This window comes from Streptomyces sp. MB09-02B, from assembly GCF_033794485.1.
Lineage (GTDB): Bacteria > Actinomycetota > Actinomycetes > Streptomycetales > Streptomycetaceae > Streptomyces.
Genome location: NZ_JARGEE010000172.1, coordinates 1 through 18,309 on the forward strand (window position 1 = coordinate 1; position 18,309 = coordinate 18,309).

At 68.9% G+C, this 18,309-nt stretch carries 16 protein-coding genes and 4 pseudogenes; 9 read left to right on the top strand and 11 right to left on the bottom strand.

Annotation, left to right across the window (positions count from 1 at the left end):
* On the top strand, window positions 1-681 hold a 681-nt coding region (locus P1P70_RS23310), incomplete at its 5' end, for an RICIN domain-containing protein (protein ID WP_319240835.1).
* 136 nt (window positions 682-817) lie between these two features.
* On the top strand, window positions 818-2,035 hold the full coding sequence (locus P1P70_RS23315; RefSeq protein WP_319240837.1) for a sensor histidine kinase: 1,218 nt from the start codon (window positions 818-820) through the stop codon (window positions 2,033-2,035).
* A 118-nt stretch (window positions 2,036-2,153) separates the two neighbouring features.
* Here P1P70_RS23315 and P1P70_RS23320 read toward each other — a convergent pair whose 3' ends face one another.
* The 3 genes from P1P70_RS23320 to P1P70_RS23330 all read right to left on the bottom strand — a co-directional run bounded on the left by P1P70_RS23320 (window position 2,154) and on the right by P1P70_RS23330 (window position 4,447).
* Complete coding sequence (locus P1P70_RS23320) at window positions 2,154-3,044, bottom strand: S1 family serine peptidase (RefSeq protein ID WP_086800713.1); 891 nt, start codon at window positions 3,042-3,044, stop codon at window positions 2,154-2,156.
* 621 nt (window positions 3,045-3,665) lie between these two features.
* Window positions 3,666-4,226 (bottom strand): hypothetical protein, encoded by a 561-nt coding sequence (locus tag P1P70_RS23325; protein ID WP_319240839.1) that lies wholly within the window; start codon window positions 4,224-4,226, stop codon window positions 3,666-3,668.
* A gap of 29 nt (window positions 4,227-4,255) precedes the next feature.
* Entirely contained in the window at window positions 4,256-4,447 is a 192-nt protein-coding gene (locus P1P70_RS23330) for a hypothetical protein (RefSeq protein WP_319240841.1), read from the bottom strand.
* A 236-nt stretch (window positions 4,448-4,683) separates the two neighbouring features.
* On the opposite strand from P1P70_RS23330, the gene P1P70_RS45860 reads away from it, so the two are divergent.
* Entirely contained in the window at window positions 4,684-5,067 is a 384-nt protein-coding gene (locus P1P70_RS45860) for an IS3 family transposase (RefSeq protein WP_413471531.1), read from the top strand.
* A gap of 16 nt (window positions 5,068-5,083) precedes the next feature.
* Window positions 5,084-5,405: pseudogene (locus tag P1P70_RS23335) on the top strand (IS110 family transposase); the annotation flags it as partial.
* 86 nt (window positions 5,406-5,491) lie between these two features.
* Here P1P70_RS23335 and P1P70_RS23340 read toward each other — a convergent pair.
* The 3 genes from P1P70_RS23340 to P1P70_RS23350 all read right to left on the bottom strand — a co-directional run bounded on the left by P1P70_RS23340 (window position 5,492) and on the right by P1P70_RS23350 (window position 8,302).
* Complete coding sequence (locus P1P70_RS23340; RefSeq protein ID WP_319240843.1) at window positions 5,492-6,376, bottom strand: VOC family protein; 885 nt, start codon at window positions 6,374-6,376, stop codon at window positions 5,492-5,494.
* A gap of 44 nt (window positions 6,377-6,420) precedes the next feature.
* A complete protein-coding gene (locus P1P70_RS23345) occupies window positions 6,421-7,605 on the bottom strand; it encodes an acyl-CoA dehydrogenase family protein (protein WP_319240845.1) in 1,185 nt (394 codons plus the stop codon).
* Window positions 7,606-7,765: 160 nt separating this feature from the next.
* Window positions 7,766-8,302 carry a hypothetical protein gene (locus P1P70_RS23350; protein ID WP_319240847.1) on the bottom strand — a complete coding sequence of 179 codons (537 nt, stop codon included), beginning with the start codon at window positions 8,300-8,302 and terminating at the stop codon, window positions 7,766-7,768.
* A 108-nt stretch (window positions 8,303-8,410) separates the two neighbouring features.
* On the opposite strand from P1P70_RS23350, the gene P1P70_RS23355 reads away from it, so the two are divergent.
* Window positions 8,411-9,697, top strand: a complete 1,287-nt coding sequence (locus tag P1P70_RS23355) for a hypothetical protein (RefSeq protein ID WP_319240849.1) — start codon at window positions 8,411-8,413, stop codon at window positions 9,695-9,697.
* A gap of 225 nt (window positions 9,698-9,922) precedes the next feature.
* On the opposite strand, the pseudogene P1P70_RS23360 reads toward P1P70_RS23355, so the two are convergent.
* Window positions 9,923-10,638 (bottom strand): annotated as a pseudogene (locus tag P1P70_RS23360) (integrase core domain-containing protein); the annotation flags it as partial.
* A gap of 77 nt (window positions 10,639-10,715) precedes the next feature.
* Between P1P70_RS23360 and P1P70_RS23365 the strand changes: the two are divergent.
* From P1P70_RS23365 to P1P70_RS23375, 3 genes are all read left to right on the top strand, one after another.
* Window positions 10,716-10,967: a hypothetical protein gene (locus P1P70_RS23365; RefSeq protein WP_103545038.1), complete on the top strand. Its 252-nt coding sequence runs from the start codon at window positions 10,716-10,718 to the stop codon at window positions 10,965-10,967.
* Window positions 10,964-11,353 carry a hypothetical protein gene (locus tag P1P70_RS23370; RefSeq protein WP_319240852.1) on the top strand — a complete coding sequence of 130 codons (390 nt, stop codon included), beginning with the start codon at window positions 10,964-10,966 and terminating at the stop codon, window positions 11,351-11,353. Before P1P70_RS23365 ends, P1P70_RS23370 begins: the two co-directional genes overlap by 4 nt.
* A gap of 506 nt (window positions 11,354-11,859) precedes the next feature.
* Window positions 11,860-12,465, top strand: coding sequence for a hypothetical protein (locus tag P1P70_RS23375; protein WP_319240855.1), 606 nt, complete (start codon window positions 11,860-11,862; stop codon window positions 12,463-12,465).
* Here the strand turns inward: P1P70_RS23375 and P1P70_RS23380 are convergent.
* Both P1P70_RS23380 and P1P70_RS23385 read right to left on the bottom strand, forming a co-directional pair.
* Window positions 12,450-13,643 (bottom strand): hypothetical protein, encoded by a 1,194-nt coding sequence (locus tag P1P70_RS23380; RefSeq protein ID WP_319240857.1) that lies wholly within the window; start codon window positions 13,641-13,643, stop codon window positions 12,450-12,452. The genes P1P70_RS23375 and P1P70_RS23380 overlap by 16 nt on opposite strands.
* Window positions 13,644-13,654: 11 nt before the next feature.
* Window positions 13,655-14,752, bottom strand: a complete 1,098-nt coding sequence (locus tag P1P70_RS23385; protein WP_319240859.1) for an XRE family transcriptional regulator — start codon at window positions 14,750-14,752, stop codon at window positions 13,655-13,657.
* A 428-nt stretch (window positions 14,753-15,180) separates the two neighbouring features.
* Here P1P70_RS23385 and P1P70_RS23390 point away from each other — a divergent pair.
* Window positions 15,181-15,391: pseudogene (locus P1P70_RS23390) on the top strand (alkaline phosphatase PhoX); the annotation flags it as partial.
* 914 nt (window positions 15,392-16,305) lie between these two features.
* Here the strand turns inward: P1P70_RS23390 and P1P70_RS23395 are convergent.
* Both P1P70_RS23395 and P1P70_RS23400 read right to left on the bottom strand, forming a co-directional pair.
* A pseudogene (locus P1P70_RS23395) lies at window positions 16,306-17,145 on the bottom strand (peptide-N4-asparagine amidase); the annotation flags it as partial.
* Between the two features lie 103 nt (window positions 17,146-17,248).
* Window positions 17,249-17,944: a hypothetical protein gene (locus tag P1P70_RS23400; RefSeq protein ID WP_319240861.1), complete on the bottom strand. Its 696-nt coding sequence runs from the start codon at window positions 17,942-17,944 to the stop codon at window positions 17,249-17,251.
* Window positions 17,945-18,309: the final 365 nt, after the last annotated feature.

The window sequence follows — 18,309 nt, forward strand, 5'->3', positions numbered from 1 at the left end:
CTCGGCGTGCAGAACCAGTCCACCGCCAACGGCGCCACCGTCCTGCAGTGGGACGACAACGGCACCCTCGACCACGAATGGGCCGTCGCCCCCCACCCGTCCGGCGGTTACAGCATCACCAACCGCATCAGTGGCAAGCTTCTCGAAATACCCAGTGCCTCCACCACCGTCGGCACCGCCGCCGTGCAGTGGAGCGGAACCATCTGCGGCTGCCAGCGCTGGAACCTCTCCCAGACCGCCCTGCCGCCCCTGGGCACCGGCCAGTACGTCCTGGTGAACAAGAACAGCGGCAAGTACCTCGACATCCCGGCCGGCTCCACCACCGCCGGCACCGCCGTCGGCCAGTGGCAGAACACATTCTGCGCCTGCCAGCTCTTCACCTTCCAGTCCGCCGGCAGCGGTTCCTGGACCGTCAAGAACGCCAAGAGCAACCTCAACCTGGACATCCAGGGCTCCTCCAGCGCCGCGGGCGCGGCCCTCGTCCAGAACACCGCCTCCACCGCCGACTCCCAGAAGTGGACCCTCACCGACGGCGGCGGCGGCTACTACAAGCTCCGCAACGTGAACAGCACCCTCGTCGCCGGAGTCGCCCAGTCCTCCACCGCCAACGGAGCAGCCATCGTCCAGTGGGGCACCGCCAGCCTCGACGACCAACTCTGGAAGATCGTCCGCGTCAACTGACCACTCCCACCGTGCCATGACCAGGCGCAGGAACCGCCGGCGAAGCGGTTCCTGCGCCTGACGCCTGCCCAGCCAGCCAGTCCGGCCGGCCGGCCTGCCGAGGCGCAGCTGACCACCCCTTCCTACAGTTACCGACGTGAACTTCCCGCCTGCGAGAGACGACCTCACCACGACGCGAACCCGCCGACAGGGCTGCCTGCGTACGGTGGGCATCACCACGCTGGTCCTGCTGGCCGCCGCGGACGTGCTCATCGCCGTGGCCAACGGCAAGACGCTCTGGCCGGTGCTCCTGCTCCTGTCGCTCGGCCTCGCGGCCGTCCTCTGGCCATTGACCCGTCGACCCGCGTGGCTCACCCCCCAACTGCGCGCCGCCGTACCAGCGGGTGTTTCCCTGGCCTTGACCGCCGTCGCCACGACGACCGAGCGCATGCGCATGTTCGGCCCCGGTGAAGTGGCGTTCCTGCTCTGCCTGTTACTGATCGTCGTCCGTACCGGCCCGCCACGGTGGGCGGTCCCGTGTGCCGTACTCGCCGGCGGGGCAGCCATCGCCACGCCGCTGCGCTTCTACGCGACCGGCACCCAGGACGACACCCTGATCCTGGGGCTCGCGCTGACAGTGGCGCTGCCGGCGGGCGTCGTCGCCGGCGTCGGCGGCTACCTGCGCACACTGGACCACAGGCGCGGCGCCGCGATCGCCGAGACCCGCCGCTCCGAACGCCTCGCCATGGCAGCCGACCTGCACGACTTCGTCGCCCACCACGTCACCGGCATCCTGGTCCAGACGCAGATGTCCCGCATGATGGCCACCACCGAACCCGACCGCCTGGACCCGGTCCTGGCGGGAATCGAACACGCTGCGACCCAAGCGCTCGACTCCATGCGCCTGACCGTCGGCATCCTGCGCGGCAGTCCGGAGGAAACGGCCCGGCTCCAGCCGGGCGAGAGCCGCCCGGTGGGCGACCTGACAGCCCTCGCGGAACTGGTCGACCGATTCGGCGGCCCGACCGGTCAGAAGGCCGAACTGCACCTCGACGCCTCGGTGCCTCGTAACCTTCCCCATGCGGTGCAGGCCGCCGCCTACCGCGTCGTCCAGGAGGCCCTCACGAACGTACGGCGCCACGCAGCCGACGCCACCGAAGTCATCGTCGCCCTCGCCCACGCCGACGACACCCTGCATGTGACGGTGCGCGACAACGGCCGGGGCGGCGTCCGGATGCCGTACGCCGCCCGCGGCGGAGGCTTCGGCATCGTCGGCCTCACCGAACGCGTCACCGCCCTCGGCGGCACACTGCACACCGGCCCCCGCAAGGACCACGGCTGGGAGGTCATAGCCCTCCTCCCCACAGTCGGCTAGGAGTTTGAGCTTTGTCGGGCTCCAGCCAACCGGCAGCCCTGGGCCCAGTCCGTCCGCAGGTCGAGGGCTACAAGCCCCGGGCCCCGCGCGGAACAGGGTGTCCCGCGCGGGCACCGGATCAGCGGCCGAGCAGGCGCTTCACCCGCTTGCCCTCGGCGGACTTCCACAGGGTGTCCCACAGCTTGGCGGAGCCGGTGTAGGTGTACACGCCCGGCGCTCCTTGCGCCGCGCAGCCGTCACCGTACGACACGACGCCTATCTGGTACACGCCCTTGCGGCCCTTCAGCGTGCGGAAGAGCGGCCCGCCGCTGTCGCCCTGGCAGGAATCCTTCCCCTCCACCCCCGCGCACACATGGACCTTCTTGTCGTACCTCGAGTACGACGCCTTGCACTCGATGTGCGACACGATCGGGACGTCCACCGCACGCAGCCGGTCCGGATGGTTCGGCACCTCGGTGTCGGTGTCACCCCAGCCGGCGACCGTGGCCTTGGCGCCCGGACGGATGAGCGCGTCCGTGCCCGGGGTCGGCAGGTTGACCGGGGCGATGCCGTCGACGGGCTTGTCCAGTTCCAGGAACGCAACGTCGTAGTCCCCGTTGTAACGAGGGTGAACGGTGATCGTGCGGACGTTGCGCAGATGGCCCTGCCTCTTGTTCGACAGCACGGTCCGACCCACGACGGTCTCTATCTGCTTGGGCTTCACGCCATCGACGCAGTGCGCGGCCGTCATCACGACCTCCGCACTGAGCAGGCTGCCACCGCAGAACTGCCGGTCGAGCGGCTTGCCCTTGCCCTTGACCAGCAGCGCCGCCATGAACGGGTACGAGCCGTTGGGCTGCGCGCCGCCACCGATGATCTGCACGACCGGGCGCCCGCGATCGGTCGACGTCGCGGCGTGGGCCGTGCCGACGGACACGGCGACGAGCCCGAGTACCGTGCCGGCCGCGACTGCGGCGGAGGCGCTGCGCCGAGCCGCCGCTCTGTGGGAGAGGGCGTTGAAAAGATGCATTAGATCTCCAGTCTTCGAATGATTCAGCACCCCGGTGGACCCGCGCGCACGTCACAACCTCCTGCACACCAGGGGGTCTTTGGGATTACCGCACACAAGTGGCACTGTGCCGGTCAGCGTGCGGGACACAGGGGGTCGGGGTTGCCCGCGATCTCGCCTGCGGACAAGGCCCTTCCGGTCCCACCACACAGGCGATGGGACCGGAATCCTTGATGGGTGACAGTCGTCCCCGGAGCTACGGCGTGACCGTCATCGGCGATCCGCTCCACTCGCCTTGATGGCCGTGAGCATGTTCAGCCGGGGCTCGCTCCGCGTGGGACTGCCCGAAACCGACACTGAACCGATCGAGGGCGGTCACCTGGGTATCGCCCTCGCCTTGAAGCTCGGACAGCTAGGCGGCGCGGGAGGCCACGGTGGAAGTAGGGGTAGCGAGCGGCGAGGTGGTCACGAAATCTTGCTCCAATCAGAGCGCGGACAGCGCAGGACACGGCTCAGAGCCGCACCTGGCTTGAGGACTGCTTCATCATCCGGTTCACACCGCCCCCCGTGGATCAGCCGAATGACTGACTACCTGAGGCGGATGCTCGAACCGGCCGCATCCGCCTCTGGTATGTCACTGCGTCAGCTTTGAGGACAGTGCGGAGTCCGCAGGATCCAGTGGAGGTCTTCCGTATCAGCAGCAATCCACCATGACCTCAACAGCCCTTTTCCCGTCAACTGCTCAAGTAGGTGGGGCAGTTCGTCGGGTTGGATTCCGCACTCGTGCACTGTCCGGTCGGCCTCGCTCAGTCCGTGGCCGGTTTCGTAAAGGCTGCGTGCCGCGAGGTAGGTCCTGATGACTTGCGGGAGTGGGCCGAGGGCCCCGGTCCGGCCCAGGCAGCTGGCGCGCAGTGCCCGGTCGGCCGCGTGGCAGCGGTCGGGGCGGGTAGGTGCCTGGCCAAGCAGCGTGGCGTCCAGTAGTACGGCGGCGCCGGTCGCGCGGTTGGGAATCCTGCGCAGCCATCGCGCTTGTTCCAGTTCCTGCCAGGGGCGCGGATCGAAGCCCAGGCGGAGGCTGCGCAGCAGACCATGGGGGAGGCTGACCTGTATGCGGGCGTTCATGCGCAGAGCGCACTGCAGGGCGATCAGCCGGGTGTCGGGGGAGGTCCCGGCGGGGAGTGCGGTAGCCAGGTAGTTGAGCATGTCGCGAACCCTGGTCCGCTCTTCCGGCTCTATGCGCCGCTGACGTCGGTGGCGGGGCCGGGGGGGGCCGGTGCCTGCCGGTGGGTGAGCAGGGAGGTGTCGGGTACGACGGCGGCGTGGGCTGTCGCTGCGGCGCAGGCGGTGCAGGTGTCGGCGAGTCGCCACACGCGGCCGCCGTGCTCGCTGGCGAGAAGCAGGCGGACGGGGCCGGCGCAGCTCATCGGCGCCCTGCTCGCCGTCCAGCCCGGCGGGCAACCGGGGCCCCTGCTCGGCCGGATCCGCCAGGCCGAGCGGGATGCCGGCGAACGCGCCGACGGGCTGACCACTGACGAGCGCGCCGAGCTGGTGGCGCTGCGCAAGGAGATCGTCCAGCTCAAGCGGGCGAACGAGGTCCCGCGGACGGCCTCGGCTTTCCATCGCCTCCGCCACCTGCTGCCGCTGGCTCCGAGCGCGAGCCGTGCGGACGCCGCCGCCACGACGCCGACCAGATCCGGCAGACCACGCCGATTCCGGCGGGATCTACGGCTCGCCGCGCGTCGACGCCGTCCTGAAGCACGAAGGCACCCGGGTCGGACGAAAGCGGGTCGAGCGACTGATACGCGAGGCCGAACTGGCGGGGGCCCCGCGGCCGCAAGGGCTGCACACGCCACGACCCGCAGGCCACCCTCGCCCCCGGACCTGGCCAACCCGGACTGCACCACGCCCGTGCCGAACCGGTTGGGTCACCGATCTGACGATGATCTCCTCCACCGGCGAGGGGCGGGTTGTGGCTCTCCGCGATCCACAACGCATTCTCCCGGCGGTGGTGGCCCGGGAGACCTCCGCCCGCGCGCCGCGGTGATCACGGAAGCCCCATTACCATGCCGCACACCCTGCACGTTCTTCATCTGGTCGACGAACTGCCCATTCTGGTCGCCTTCGACCAAGACGTCGCACCCATGCCACCCGCACCTCCAACCGGATTCGCGAGCTGCTCGCCCAGTTCCGCCGCAGCCCGGAACGCGTCCTCGGCCCACGCCTGAACAACACCGCCGTGGCATGACCGCTGGGACGCGAGGATCCCCGGTCGCTCTGCGGGAAGCCTGACACCGCAGGCCCAACTCGGTGATCTAGCCCAGGGCTTCGCGCATGGCCCAGCGGTTGATCGACGAGATCTTCGACACGCTCCCTGCAAGCACAGATCGCGCGATTGCCCGAGGACTCGGTGCCCGATGACGCAGGCCTCCCGGCCGCTGTCGGCAGCGGACGAGCGGGAGGCCTGTGGGTCAGCTGAAGTCCCAGCGGTGGCCCCAGTAACTGTCGGCCGTGATCTCCTCGGCGGTATAGGTCTGCTCGTCGACGAGCAGACCCCAACAGCCGACCTCCAGGTCCCAGCCACCCGGCGTGCGGACGTAGAAGGACACCATCCTGTCGTTGGTGTGCCGACCCAGCGTCGAGGAGATGTGGTAGCCGGCAGAGGTGACACGGTCCAGGGCCCGGCCGACCTCGTCGAGGGTTTCGCACTCGACCATGATGTGCACCAGCGCGGGCGATGTGAGATCGGGCGTGGGCATCAGCGCCAAGCTGTGGTGACGTGCGTTGACGCCCATGAAGCGGATGTGCATCGGGTCCATGTCCGGCGGTGTGGGGAGCCGGAACCCGCCCCGGGCCAGAAATCCAAGCGACTCGTGGAAGCGCCGGGCAGCCTCCAGGTCGCCGACCGGCACCACCACATGTCCGGCGCCGAGGCCGCCGGTGACAAACCGGTTGCCGTAGGGGGTGTTGAGCGGGCTGTGGTCCAGAGCCGGGCCCTGAAAGACCTCGACCGGCGTGCCTCCGGGAGCCAGGAAGGAGATGGCCTCCTCCACGCGACGGGCCGCGGCGTCGACAGCGGACAGCGGCTTGACCGCGACGCCGGCCTCCTCGACTGCTGCCTGCACGCGTCGCAGCGCGAGGTGGTCCCGGACCTCCCAGCCCACGGCCTCGACCCGGTCCTCGTCGCCGGGAAGGATCACGATGCGTCCGGGGCGCTCGTCCATGCGCAGGTACAGCGCGTCCTGCTCCGGGCCGCTGCCCTCCGCGAAGCCGATCGCCTCGTAGGCGAACGCCCGCCAAGGCGCCATGTCACGGCTGCGGACCCTCACGTAGCCGAGCGAGCTGATGTCGGTCATCTTCTGCCTCTCTGAGGTAGTGCGATGGTGGGTAACGGGCTGGGTCAGATCAGGCCGCGCAGCATGCCCTCGGGTTCGATGCCCAGGCCGCTCAATGCGCTGGCGTGGTACACGGAGCCCGGCACGTGGATGGCATGCTGTAGTCCGACGTGGATGTCGCGCCAGAAGCGCTGCATGGGGTTCCTCCGGCGGACGGCGTTGCCGCCGGACCGGGCGAAGATCTCATCGACCGCTGACACCGCCCGCCATGCGCACCGGATCTGGTTGCGGCGCACCGCTGCGCGGTCCGCGAAGGCCACTTCGCGTCCCGCTTCGACCGCGTCGTACAGCTGGCTGATGCCGTCCAGGAGCTGGGTCCTGGACGCGGCTATCTCCGCCGCCGCCTCGGCGATGGCGGAGAGCGCATAGGGGTCGTCCTTGATGCGCGTGCCCATAGCGGTGACCCGGTCACGCTGGTAGTCCAGGTGCGCCGCGAGCGCGCCCTCAGCCATCCCGACGACGGCCGCCGTGATACCGAGCGGGAACATCGTCCAGAACGGCAGTTTGTACACGGTGTCGGCCCGGCCGACGCGTTCCGCCGCGACCGTGCCCTCGGCGATCTCGGTCGCGTCGATGGTCCGGTACGAGGGAACGAATGCGCCGTCGACGACGATGTCCTTACTGCCGGTGCCGCACAGACCGATGACGTCCCAGGAGTCCTCGACAATGGTGTAATCGGCACGGGGCAGGACCATGTGCAGGCCCTTGGCCGGCTGCGTGGGCTTGCCGTCGGCGTCACCCACCAGGGCTCCGAGGAAGATCCAGTCACAGTGGTCGGTGCCCGAGGAGAAGTTCCAGCGTCCGCGGAGTACATAGCCGCCGTCGGTGGGCACGGCCACGCCTTGCGGGGCATAGGGAGAGGCGATCCAGGTGTCGGGGTTCTCGCCCCACACCTCCGTCTGCAGACGGCGGTCCATCAGTGCCATCTCCCAGGGGTGGACGCCGCCCACTCCGCAAACCCAGCCGCTGGAGCCGCAGTTGCGGGCGACCGCCATGACAGCTTCGCCGAAGTCCCGGGGGTGGGCGGCGAACCCCCCGAAGTCTGTTGGCTGGAGAAGGCGCATCACCCCGGCGTCGCGGATCAGTTTGACACTCGCGTCGGAGAGCCTGCCGAGCCGCTCGGTCTCCTCCGCGGTGGCCGCCAGTTGGGCGGCTGCCTCCTCTACCCGGCGAACCACCTCATGCGTCATCCAGGAAACCTCCGATCGGTGCGAAGTCCGTGGGCGGCTGGGCCGTCGTGAGCGGGCACGCCGACGTCCACGGTGATCGCGACCGACGTTAGGCCCGCCGTTCCGACGCGACGTCCGGGCATCCCACTGATCGGGACCGGGCGCCATGACGTCGGTCGGGTCACATCAGGACGTCCTCGACGGGCAGCCCCAGAACACCCCCGCCGTACAGCGCGAGGACGTGCTCGACGTCATTGGGGAAATGGGTGCTGCCAGCGTGCACGTCACGCCAGACGCGCTCCACGCGGTTTCCGCTCTGCAGAGCGGAAACCGCGTGGCTGAAGAGCTGGTCGATCACCCGCACTGCGCGCTCCGTGCCGCAGACCTGGTCGCGTCGGGTCCGTAGTCTCAGTTCCAACGGGCTCGTCTCGGACCGGGCGGCGCACGTGTACAGCTCCGCGATGTCGCGGTCGAGTGGGAGTGCCGTAGCGTCCACTTCGGAAGCCGCCCGCGCGAACGCCGCCTGAGCGAACTGGCTGGCACCGAAGCGAGTGCCGGCCGCGGTGAGTCCGCACTCGTCGCACAGCCCCTCCAGGTACGCCGTCAGGCAGCCTTCGACTGCTCCGACCAGCGGCACGGTGGCGGGGGACGCGAACAGCGCCCCGAAGGGCATCCGATACAGCGGCCCGGGGTTGGTCCGCTGCCCGGGAACACACATCCGGGCACGCTCGTGCCCATTGCTCCCAAGAGTTCGAACGCGGCTTGGGCCCTTGAGCGGCGTGGGCTGATCAAGCGGAGCTGGCGCGGTAGCGGGCACGTCGCAGTGGTGACTTCTGACGGCCGCTACTTCCTCAAGCACGGCAAGCACCCCAAGGAGGACCAAGCCGAGAAAGAGCGCTTGGCCGGTGATGCCGAACAGGCCGAGCACGCTCCTGCCGACGGAGCCGAGCTGATCGCTCGACTCCAGTCCGCCACTGCCGGGAAGCTCACCGTCCCTGATCCGGGCCCACGGACGCGGGGGCGGTGGCGGGTGGCCTACTACGGCGCGCTCCATCACGGTCACGTGCCGGGAGAGCTCAAGCTGCGCTGGACCGGGCGGCAGCGTGGTGACTGCGTCTTCACGTTGGTCGACGTGGAAGCCGAGAATGCTGCGCAACCGCCGCCCGTACCGACCATCGACGTCCCCGACGTGCTGGGCCGTCCTCATCAGCTCGTCCGGGCCACACGCAAGGCCCTCGGCAGGTCCAAGGCCGTAGTCGACACCCGCGGGACGCCAGAGGTTATCCCTCTGCATGTGTCACGGGAACAGGCCGACCGTGCCCTGCGGATCATGCACGCGCTCCTGACCGAGGCGGAAAGACGCGGCTACCAGGTGGAGACCCGGACCGATCTCCATCGAGGCCAGGCCGTACACCAGATGGTCATCGTCATCTGCGGACACGCGCTCCCGCTCGCGATCACAGAGCAGAAGACCAAGGTGCCGCACGAGCCGACCGCGCAGGAGATCCGCCAACAGCAACGCAATCCCTGGACTCGTATCCCCAAGTACGACCACGAGTTCAACGGACGCCTCGAACTCGGCGCGCCTGCCAAAAGCTGGTACCAGCATTCGTACACCTACAGGGACAGCTCACGGTGGACACTGGAGTCCCGCCTGGGGCACCTTCTGCGCGATCTCGAACAGCGGGCCGCGGCGGCCGAACGCCGACAGCGGGAAGAGGAACTCCGCAAGGCCGAGCAGCGACGCCGCTGGTACGCGGCCGTTGCACAGGCACGGGAGCGGCAAGTCGAGCGACATCGAGCGAAGGTCCTGGTCGAGCAGGTGGAGGCGCTGCATCAGGCCAACGAGATCCGCGCCTTCTGCCGCGCAGCCCGAACGAGAGCCGACGGCGCGTCCGCTGCGGCGGAGGAGCTGGAGTGGTTTCAATGGGCTGAGGCATACGCAGACCGGATTGATCCACTGTCAGCGCCGCTGGCCACTCCGCCGGATCCTCCAGCCAGCCGTGAGGCTCTGCGCGAACTCCTTCAGGGCGATCTCTACAGCCACCCCTGGCCGTTCGACAGCAAGGGGAGCTGGATGCCGCCCCAAGAGGAGGTCGCACAGTGCCCCTGACCAGGCGAGCGCCTCCGCCCTGTCCATGAGGGGACAGGGCGGAGGATCATCCATGAGGCGATGGTGAGCGGAACGTCCAGGCGCTCCCAGGCACCAAGAACGGCCTCGTGCGCGTCCGGTTGAAGGTGCGCGTAGCGCTGGGTGGTCTGAAAGCTCTGGCGCCCAAGGATGTGCTGGACCTCGTAGAGCGAGACCTGCGGGTGCCGATTATTACGTCCGCGCTGATCAGGCGGCATGTGCGTACTCGTGGAGGATGCCGCCGAGGCGATCGCGTCGATGGATGTCCGGCCGGTGGAGTCGGCCGGGTTCGGGGATCGGTTCGGGAACTGGCCACAGGGGTGCCGCGCTGCACGGGGTGCGGTGCGGTGCGGTGCGGCCGATGCTGGTTGTAGAACGACTCGAGCTCGGTGAGCGTATGGGGTAGGTGGGGCAGGTTCCAGATCAGGGTGCGTTCCAGGAGTTCGTGCCGACAGGTCTGCACCCAGCCTTCCATTGGAGTTCATGCGGGGAATGCGGATGCCGGTGGTGACGATCTCGATACCCTCGGCCTCGAAGACGGCGTCGAACGCCCGGGTGCACTTGCTGTCGCGGTCCCTGATCAGGTGCTTGACGGTGGCGCCGGCGTCCTGGAGGTCCATGACCAAGTCCCTCGTGACCTGGGTGACCCAGTCCGCGGTGGGATGGGCGGTCGCGCCGAGAATGCGGATACGCCGGTTGGCATGCTCGATGACCGCGAAGACATACAGCGTCGCGCCGTTCAAGGTGGTGGCGGTGAAGAAGTCGCAGGCCAGGATCGCATGGGCCTGGCCGCGCAGGAACGCGGCCCTGGTCTGACGGTCGCGTTCGGGCATCGGCGCGATCCCGTGCCGCTTCAGGATCTCCCACACCGTGGAGGGTGCGACCTTGATGCCGAGGGCGGCGAGTTCGCCGTGGATGCGCCGATCAGTGAACTTCCCTCCCGAGTGCACGAAACGGAATCGCCTCCCCGGGCGGGTATACCCGATGTATTCTGTCAGGCATGGCACACACAACGATCAAGGTCGAGAGCAGCGTCCGGGACCGGCTGGCGATCCTGGCCGCCGAGAAGGACACCACGATCGCGGGGCTCGTCGGCGAATTCGCCACGCACACCCTCACGCAGAGCGAGCGGGACGAGCAGGTCGCGAAGACCCTCGAAGTCCTGCACGCGCTCTCCGGCTATGCCCCGGATCCCGAGCAGGACCGCGCAGCGGACGATGAGCTCACGCGCCGGCTCGGCAGCGCCGCGTGAACCCTGTCGCTCCTGTCGATGTAGTCCTCGACGACAGCGCGCTGCTCGCCCTGGGGTCGGGCAACGTCCTGGCCTCCCGCCTTCTGTACCAGGCCGCCGAGACCGGGGCCTGGCGCGTCCACGTAGCTCTGGCCGCGCTCGCCGAAGCGGACCGGGTACGCACCGGACTCGCCGGCCACCTCGGCATGCTCGACCAGGTGGTTTTCCATCCGCTCGATCTCGCCGCCGTCCTGGCCGCCTCGGGCCGTGAGCGCTCTCTGGGCTGGTGCCACACCCACCATGTGGCCATGCCCGGCCCCGAGCGCCTGGATGGGGCACGCGTCGCCACCGTCCAGCCCAAGGCCTGGGACGGGGCCGGCGTCCGGGTGCTCGACCTCTCTCCCTGAGCGATCCGCCCGGGTTGGGGCGGACTTCACCAGTGGATGTGATCCCGGCCCTTCCCCAAGTGCACAGAATGCTCGGGTTGGTTGACATTTGTTTTCTGATTCGCGAATCATGAATCATGTTGCTAAGCGCGTCCGAACGGTTGCGTGAGGTCTCGGCGAAGCTCTTCGGTAATCGTTATCGGGCGGAGGTGCTGCTGGCGCTGGCGGTGTCGGATTCCCGAGGGGTCTGTCTGGGGGATCTCGCGGTCTCGCGAAGTGTTGCGCCCAGCGTGTACCAGGCGCCGGTTCAGGCTCTGGTGGACGCGGGGCTGGCTGTGCGTGTTCCACGGGAGCCCGGCGAGCGGCGTCAGTGGTATCGGCGCAGCGATGATGCCGAACTGTGGCGGTGTCTGGCGGACCTCTTGGGCCGTTTGGCAGAGGCAGCCGGAGCCGACCGGGTTGGATGAATGGCGGAGGTGCTGTTTTCGGACGGTGCCCGATGAGACAGGGTGGAGACCATGATGACCTTGGCGAGTTCCGTGATCGGCGGTTCGGTGCAGACTGCTTCTGCGGCACTGCTGGGGCGGGACGGGCAGTCTGTGGTGGCCCCGGCGTTGGGGACGGAGGCGCTCTTCTTCTACCGCATGGACTCTGCCGAGGACGTACGCCGTCGTGAGGTTTCCGCGGCGCGCCTGGACAAGCTGCCCCCGCTGGAAACCCTTCTGACCCTTCCGGTGGGTCTGCCCGTGCCACTGGCCTCACTCGATCAGCGGGAACGTCGTGCACTACGTGCCTTGCCGGCCGGGGCTGCGGACCGTAGCCGCGAGGTGGTGACGCGGTGGGCGGTGCGACCACTGCAGATCGACCTGGCCCTCGTGCGGGCGACCGGCTGGCGGCAAGGGCTGGAGCGGGCCGGCCGGTTCGCCCCGTTCTGCCGAAGGGCCATGCTGCTGGACCGGCGCCCGGTCCGCCTGGAGGAATCGCTGGCGGAGGCGGACTTCTACGGTATCGGCGTCTTCGTCCAGTCGGGCGACGGGGTGGAGATGGTGCTGGAGTCCCGGACCTACCGGCCGCAGCGGCACACCGCAGCGGCCTGGGCGTTCGTCGAGGAGCTGTATCAGCGGGTGCGCTGAGCGGGCGAGGGCTCGGCCGGGACAGGGCCAGGGTCGGCAAGAGCCCAGCACCTGAGCTGCTCGGGTACCCGGAACGCCTTGGGCTGTTCGAGGACGGCGTTGAGCAGCGGGTACCGGTCGACGGCCGTGCGGCAGCGGTCGTACCACCAGCGCTGCCGCGCGATGCCCGACGGAGTCGCGCAGAGGTCGCGGAGCCACCCCATGAGTACAGCGATGTTGTGCGCCGCGGCTTCTGCCGGGAGCGGGGACTGGTTGCTGGTGAACGTGTCGAGCGCCTTGTGTCCGCAGGCGTAGCACTCGCAGATCGGCGCGGCGGCTGCGGCGTACTTCTTCGCCAGCGTCTCGCCAAGGTAGAAGTCCATGAGCTCGGGGTGCAGGACGTGCGGCGAGCCGGGGCCGCCGGACTTCTTCCCGGTCTGGGCCTGCTCACCGGGGACGATGGTGTGCCGCAGTGAGCTGGTGGCACCAAATGCGGTGAAGGCTGCGCCGGCTGCCAGGGCTCCGAAGGCGGCGAGATCGGTGCGCAGCAGTGCGGTGTCCGGTACCTGTGAGATCAGCTGCCGAAGGTGGTGTACCGACTTCGCGTACCGGGCCAGCGGGTCCATCTGCCCGCCCAGGATGATCGCCTTCGGCCCATTGACCAGCTGTAGATAGGCGATCAACTGGTGCAGGGACTCCTCGTTCCTCAGCCAGGTCACGTCGATCGGCACCACGAAGGTCACGCCTGGATCGTCGAGTTCGGTCATGCGGGTGACCGCGGCCCTTAGCGCATCCGAGTCCTCGGACTGGATGTAGCCGGTCGGCGTAAGTGGCGCCGTGATGCCTACGGCGCGCTGCTGCTCCAGGGACCGTTCCAGGGGGTCGTTGAGGAAGAAGCCGTCCGGCTCTGTCTGCGGGAAGGGAGCGTCTTCGGTCGCGGCGGTCCTCTCGTAGAGGGCCGGATCTGCGAGCAGTACCCCGCTGTATCCCTCGTCCCGCAGCTGCAGGGCCTTCGCCGTGGCATTGCCCCCGCTCAGGATCAGCCCGCTGGAGGCGGAAGCGAGGTGCTCCTGGACCTGGCCGACCCGTTCGGGGCGGGTCTGGATCAGCATCCGGCCGCGCAGGGCCGCCAAGCCGAAGGGCGTGAGATGCGCAGTGGAAGGGATGTGCTGAGGCGGGACAGCGGAAGGCTCGGTCATGGACGGCTCCTTCAGTACGATGACAGAGGCGTGGTGCGGGGCCCTTCGACATACAGGTGCTGGAAGTCCTCGGGCAGCAGATGCGCGCAGGCCGCTGCCGATTCGAGGGTGAGGCCGCGCTCGTCGAGCAGGGTGCGCACGAGTGCGCGCACGGCCCGGGGCTGTTCACGGGGAATCTCTACGGGCTCGGCCATGCGATAGCCGAGCGCGGACATCTCGATCATGACCGTGCGGTGCTGCCATTCGGTCAGCGCGCCCAGATCGAGCGCCCGGCGCAGCAGTGCGCTCATCGACACCCGCCAGATCCGCTTCAACTCCATCAGCTTCGGCAGGTCCACCCGGCCCGCGAAGGCGCCCCGCATGTCCGCGGCGGGCATCAGCAGCTCCGCCGCGAAGGCGTCGGCCTGCTTTTCCTGCTGGGAACCGGTACCGGGTTCCGCATGCATGACGAGGTGCCCCAGTTCGTGAGCAACGCTGAACCGGCAACGATCCCCCGGCGCCAGGTCGTTGACGAGGAGCAGCGGGGCGCCGACGCCGTCCCACTGGCTGACAGCATCCAGCAGGTCGCCGCCGAGGTCACGGACGGCCACCACCGCTCCGGCCGACTCCACAACCGAGATCATGTCGGGGATCGGGCCGGCCGGAAGCGCCCAGGCTTTGCGCACCTGTCGGGCCGCGTCCTTCGCGGTCGTGAGGGCAGAGAGCTTCACACGGAAGAACCGGTGCTCGTCGAGCGGCTTCTCGGCAGCCGCGGCGATCTCCTGGACCTGCACACGCGTCAGAGCCAGTTGCGCATGCACCCGCCGCAGTGCGGAGACTGCGAGCGCGGCCTTCTTGCGGTGGTGGACCAGCCCCACACCGACCCCACCCACCTGCGGGTCAAGGCACAGCAGGCCGGACGGGTAGCCCACAGCGGCCGCGTACCACTCCAGGCGGTCGTCCGTGACCGTCAGGCGGCCCGACTCGGCACGACTCACGTATCCCTGTGAGACCACCGTCGGTTCCGGCCCCGAGGCCTTCGTCATGGCGGTGGAGACCTCCGCCTGTGTCATCCCGCGGGACTCACGCAGCAGCATGAGCATCCCAGGGTTCGCCTGCCCATCGGCCATCCTTCACACCTCCTCGAAGCCTCGTACCAGACCTCAGAATAGCACCACGAAATATTCCTCACTCGAAATCTAAGTACGATGCGCCGCCGTCCCTGTCCCGAGGCAATCCGCCCGACGGTCTGCCAGTCCAGCTCGGCTCTTCACCTCAGCGACACACTCGGCACGCCAAGGCCCCCTCGACTGACGACCTTGGAGAGCAGCAGGGCTCCCCCGCGTACGGCGGGCCGTTCTGGCCGTGCCGCTGCAGGCGACAGCACCGCTGTCCTGTTGCCACCATCACCCGCGTCTTCAACGGCGACGTCCAGCCGGACATCGGCACCCTGACACGTCTGGAGGACGCACTCGACCACCAGTTCTGGCCCGGCCCCTCAGCGATCCGCGCCTCCGCAGCAACCAGACGCCGGCCGATCTGACTCGTCGGCGACGCCCTCAACCGCCGGATCACCGCCAACACCCCCTTCCGCCTCACCGACCCCGCTACCGGCAGCGACCTGCTGAAGACCACGGCCGACCGGCGGCCGTACCGTGCTCGGCGCGCTCAACAACTGCGGCGGCATCACCTCCTGAGGCACCGTCCTGTCCGGCGAGAAGAACGCCAACCAGTACTTCACCAATGCCACCGCCGTCACCGACCCGGTCACCACGTAGCACCTAGTACTCCAGTTGCACTTCGCCATCACCGCTGGTCAGGACCAGGTTTCTGAGTGTACTCGGCTGATGCGCCATCAGATGGCGGGAGTTCGTGACCTCGCGCACGGCGACTGTAGTGGCAGCGTCTGGCGATGGCCTGACGCCGTCTGCGCCAGTGAGACCAACTCATCGCGTGGCCGGTGCACCAGTGGAAGGTCGGCGAGGGGCGGCCAACTGCCAGAAGCCTCCGGATTTCTGCCACGGTGAGCGGTGCGAGAGCGCCAAAACCGTTTCTGCCGCCCCCTTTTCGGCCGCCGCTGATGCCATGGCGGCGAGGAAAGCGTGAGCGAGCATGGCCAGGGTGATGTGCTCCGGTACCAGCCCGGATACCGGCGGACTTCGTACTGGTCGAGGCCGCACTCGTTCTTCGCGGCCTGGAAGGCTTCTTCGATCGCCCATCGGGTCCCGGCGAGCGCACAAGTTCGGCAACGGCGGTGCCGCCTGGCGCGTAGGCGAGATAGTAGGCGAGCTCGTCCGGGCGTGCCAGGCTGCGGCGGGCCACGACCCACCGCTGGTGGGTGGGCTGATCGCCGTCGAAGTCGTCGATGGCGGGCAGTCGGGCCGCGGCCCAGTCGTAGACACGCGGTCCTTTCGCGCCGTTGCCGCAGGAATGGCGCCCCCAGGCGTCGTCGGGTGCCTGGGCGATCGCGAAGTCGATGCGGCCCAGGGCGTGGACATGCTGGGATTTCGGCACGGCCAGGACGTAGCCGACGCGGGCTTCCTCCAGCATGCGGCGGAAGCGCCATTCAGCTGATCGGCTTCGGCCCTGCACGTATCACTTCGGCGGGCACCCGGTGCGCCCATGTGCCCGACTGCGCGTACTGCAAGCCTTTGACCTGACGGAACGTTCTTCCCAACCCCTGCCAGAGGAAGGGGTTGGACCAGCCGCCGGTCCAGACGTTCGGGAACGGCGCGGCGATCCCGGCCAGTTGTCCGTCCACCGCGATCCGCACCTCCCGGTAGGGCCCGTCGTCGGCCTTGCAGGAGTAGGGCGCCTCGTCGGGCACCGTCAGGTACCAGTACTCCTCACAACCCCCGCCGGACCCGGTCGCGTACACCTCGGCGATGACCCGTTCACTGTTGCGCGGTGTGGTGAGGCCTGTGCCGTCCTGGAGGGTGAGGACGCGCTCGGGGACGGTCCTCGCCGTTTTCGCGTCTGGCCTGCCCACGTAGAAGGTGAGCGTGACCTTGACGTCGAGGATGCCGGTGTACGTGTCGTCGACGACGTTGCCGATGAGCATCTCGACCGGCTGCTCGGTGCGCAGGGTGTCGCTGTAGCGCGTGACGTCCTTCTCCACGGACCACTCGATGCCGTCGGGCGACGGCTGCGGGGTGGACGTCCGGAACACCTCGACGCCACCGATGCTCAGATGGCCGAGGCGGTCGAACTGGCGCCCCTTCACCTTGCCGTCGAGCCGCAGGACGACCTTGCTCCATCTCCTCCCGCACTCCCCCGGCGGCGCGTAGGCCTCCCGGTACGGCGTGAGGTCCTTGAACTGCGCCTCCGCGACCGTCACTTCGCACGACCTCGTGTTCTCGGGTCGGGAGACGGGCGGAGCGGCGGTGATCGGATCGTGCCAGTCGGTTCCGAACTCGGCGGGGACGGCGGGCGATCCAGCGTTCTGGGCGGGGGCGGCCCCGAGGAGGGTGCCCGCCAGGAGGGTGACTCCGGTGAGCATGGACATGATAATCCGGCTTCTCATGGCCGGAGTTCTACGGGGAGTCGACGCCCGCCGCAATGGCATCTCCGGCCACAACCAGGCACGGGCGCACCGGCGCACCGGGCGCCTCAGGCCTGCCGCTCGATCAGGCCTTCAGCTCCGCCTTGTCCCCCATGACGATCACCGGGTGTCGAGCCGGGTCGAGGGTGCGCAGCAGGTACTCCATGCCCGACTTGGACAGGCTGACGCAGGCGGACGTGCCGCTGCCGTGGTCCATGTGCAGCCAGATACTGCCGCCCTTCGACTGACCCTCGGGGCGCGTCGGGTCGATCGGTGAGGTGCCCTTGACCCGGTTGTAGTCGATCGCGATGACGTAGTCGAAGTCGTGCCAGTGCGACTTGGCCCAGTAGTGCGGCGCCTGGAACGACGCCGACCTGCTGTACGGCAGCTTGGATCCCGGGTCGGCCAGGACCCCTCCCGCGTCGCTCAGCGTGAACACGCCGACCGGGCTGCGCCTGTCGCCCTCCCGATGGTCGGTGGTCCACCCCTTCTTGCCGTTGTGGCCCTCCCAACTGCGGGTCTTCTTCCAGGCGGATCCACTCTTCGTGTACAGCACGACCGTGGCGTCGGCGTCGTTCCTGCCTTCCCCGTAGACGGCCACGACCTGGCGGGACTGCGCGGGGATCTGCTTCTGCAGACGGTCGCCGACGCCCGGGACACGCGTCGGGTCGGCGTTCCCCGCCGCCGCGCGATCCGTCCTGCCCCCGGGCCCCGTGGCATTCGTGTCGGCCCTGGCGCCGCCGTCGGTGTCACCCGAACCGCCGCACGCCGCGGCGGACATCACCAGCGCGCCGCAGACCACCACGGCGAGCCCGACACGAGCCGCGCCGCTCCTCGCACGCGCGTGGTCCGCACTGCCCGCGCCACTCTCACACGCGCCGTACTCTCCGCCCGCGTCGCCCACGCCCGCTACGCTCACCGTGCCGGTTCGTCCCCGCCTCGTACCGCCTATTCGCATGCGGTCCATCGTCGCACCGCTCACCGGACACGGGCGCCCGCCGTCTCGCGCGTCGGGCCTCCCACGGATGGTCCAGGCCGAAACTTTGCCCGGCCCCGGAAAACCGTTTGCTTCCGACCACGCCGCGACGCGAACCTTTCACAGCCGGTCGCTGGACCTCGCCGCCCCTTTTCCCCCCACTTCTCCCC

What these genes read in the sequence shown, in the direction of transcription:
- P1P70_RS23385 (WP_319240859.1), bottom strand. Translation starts at nt 14,752, where the DNA reads ATGGCCGATGGGCAGGCGAACCCTGGGATGCTCATGCTGCTGCGTGAG.
- P1P70_RS23320 (WP_086800713.1), bottom strand. Translation starts at nt 3,044, where the DNA reads ATGCATCTTTTCAACGCCCTCTCCCACAGAGCGGCGGCTCGGCGCAGC.
- P1P70_RS23365 (WP_103545038.1), top strand. Translation starts at nt 10,716, where the DNA reads ATGGCACACACAACGATCAAGGTCGAGAGCAGCGTCCGGGACCGGCTG.
- P1P70_RS23380 (WP_319240857.1), bottom strand. Translation starts at nt 13,643, where the DNA reads ATGACCGAGCCTTCCGCTGTCCCGCCTCAGCACATCCCTTCCACTGCG.
- P1P70_RS23350 (WP_319240847.1), bottom strand. Translation starts at nt 8,302, where the DNA reads ATGTGTGTTCCCGGGCAGCGGACCAACCCCGGGCCGCTGTATCGGATG.
- P1P70_RS23400 (WP_319240861.1), bottom strand. Translation starts at nt 17,944, where the DNA reads ATGTCCGCCGCGGCGTGCGGCGGTTCGGGTGACACCGACGGCGGCGCC.
- P1P70_RS23330 (WP_319240841.1), bottom strand. Translation starts at nt 4,447, where the DNA reads ATGAGCTGCGCCGGCCCCGTCCGCCTGCTTCTCGCCAGCGAGCACGGC.
- P1P70_RS23340 (WP_319240843.1), bottom strand. Translation starts at nt 6,376, where the DNA reads ATGACCGACATCAGCTCGCTCGGCTACGTGAGGGTCCGCAGCCGTGAC.
- P1P70_RS23345 (WP_319240845.1), bottom strand. Translation starts at nt 7,605, where the DNA reads ATGACGCATGAGGTGGTTCGCCGGGTAGAGGAGGCAGCCGCCCAACTG.
- P1P70_RS23325 (WP_319240839.1), bottom strand. Translation starts at nt 4,226, where the DNA reads ATGCTCAACTACCTGGCTACCGCACTCCCCGCCGGGACCTCCCCCGAC.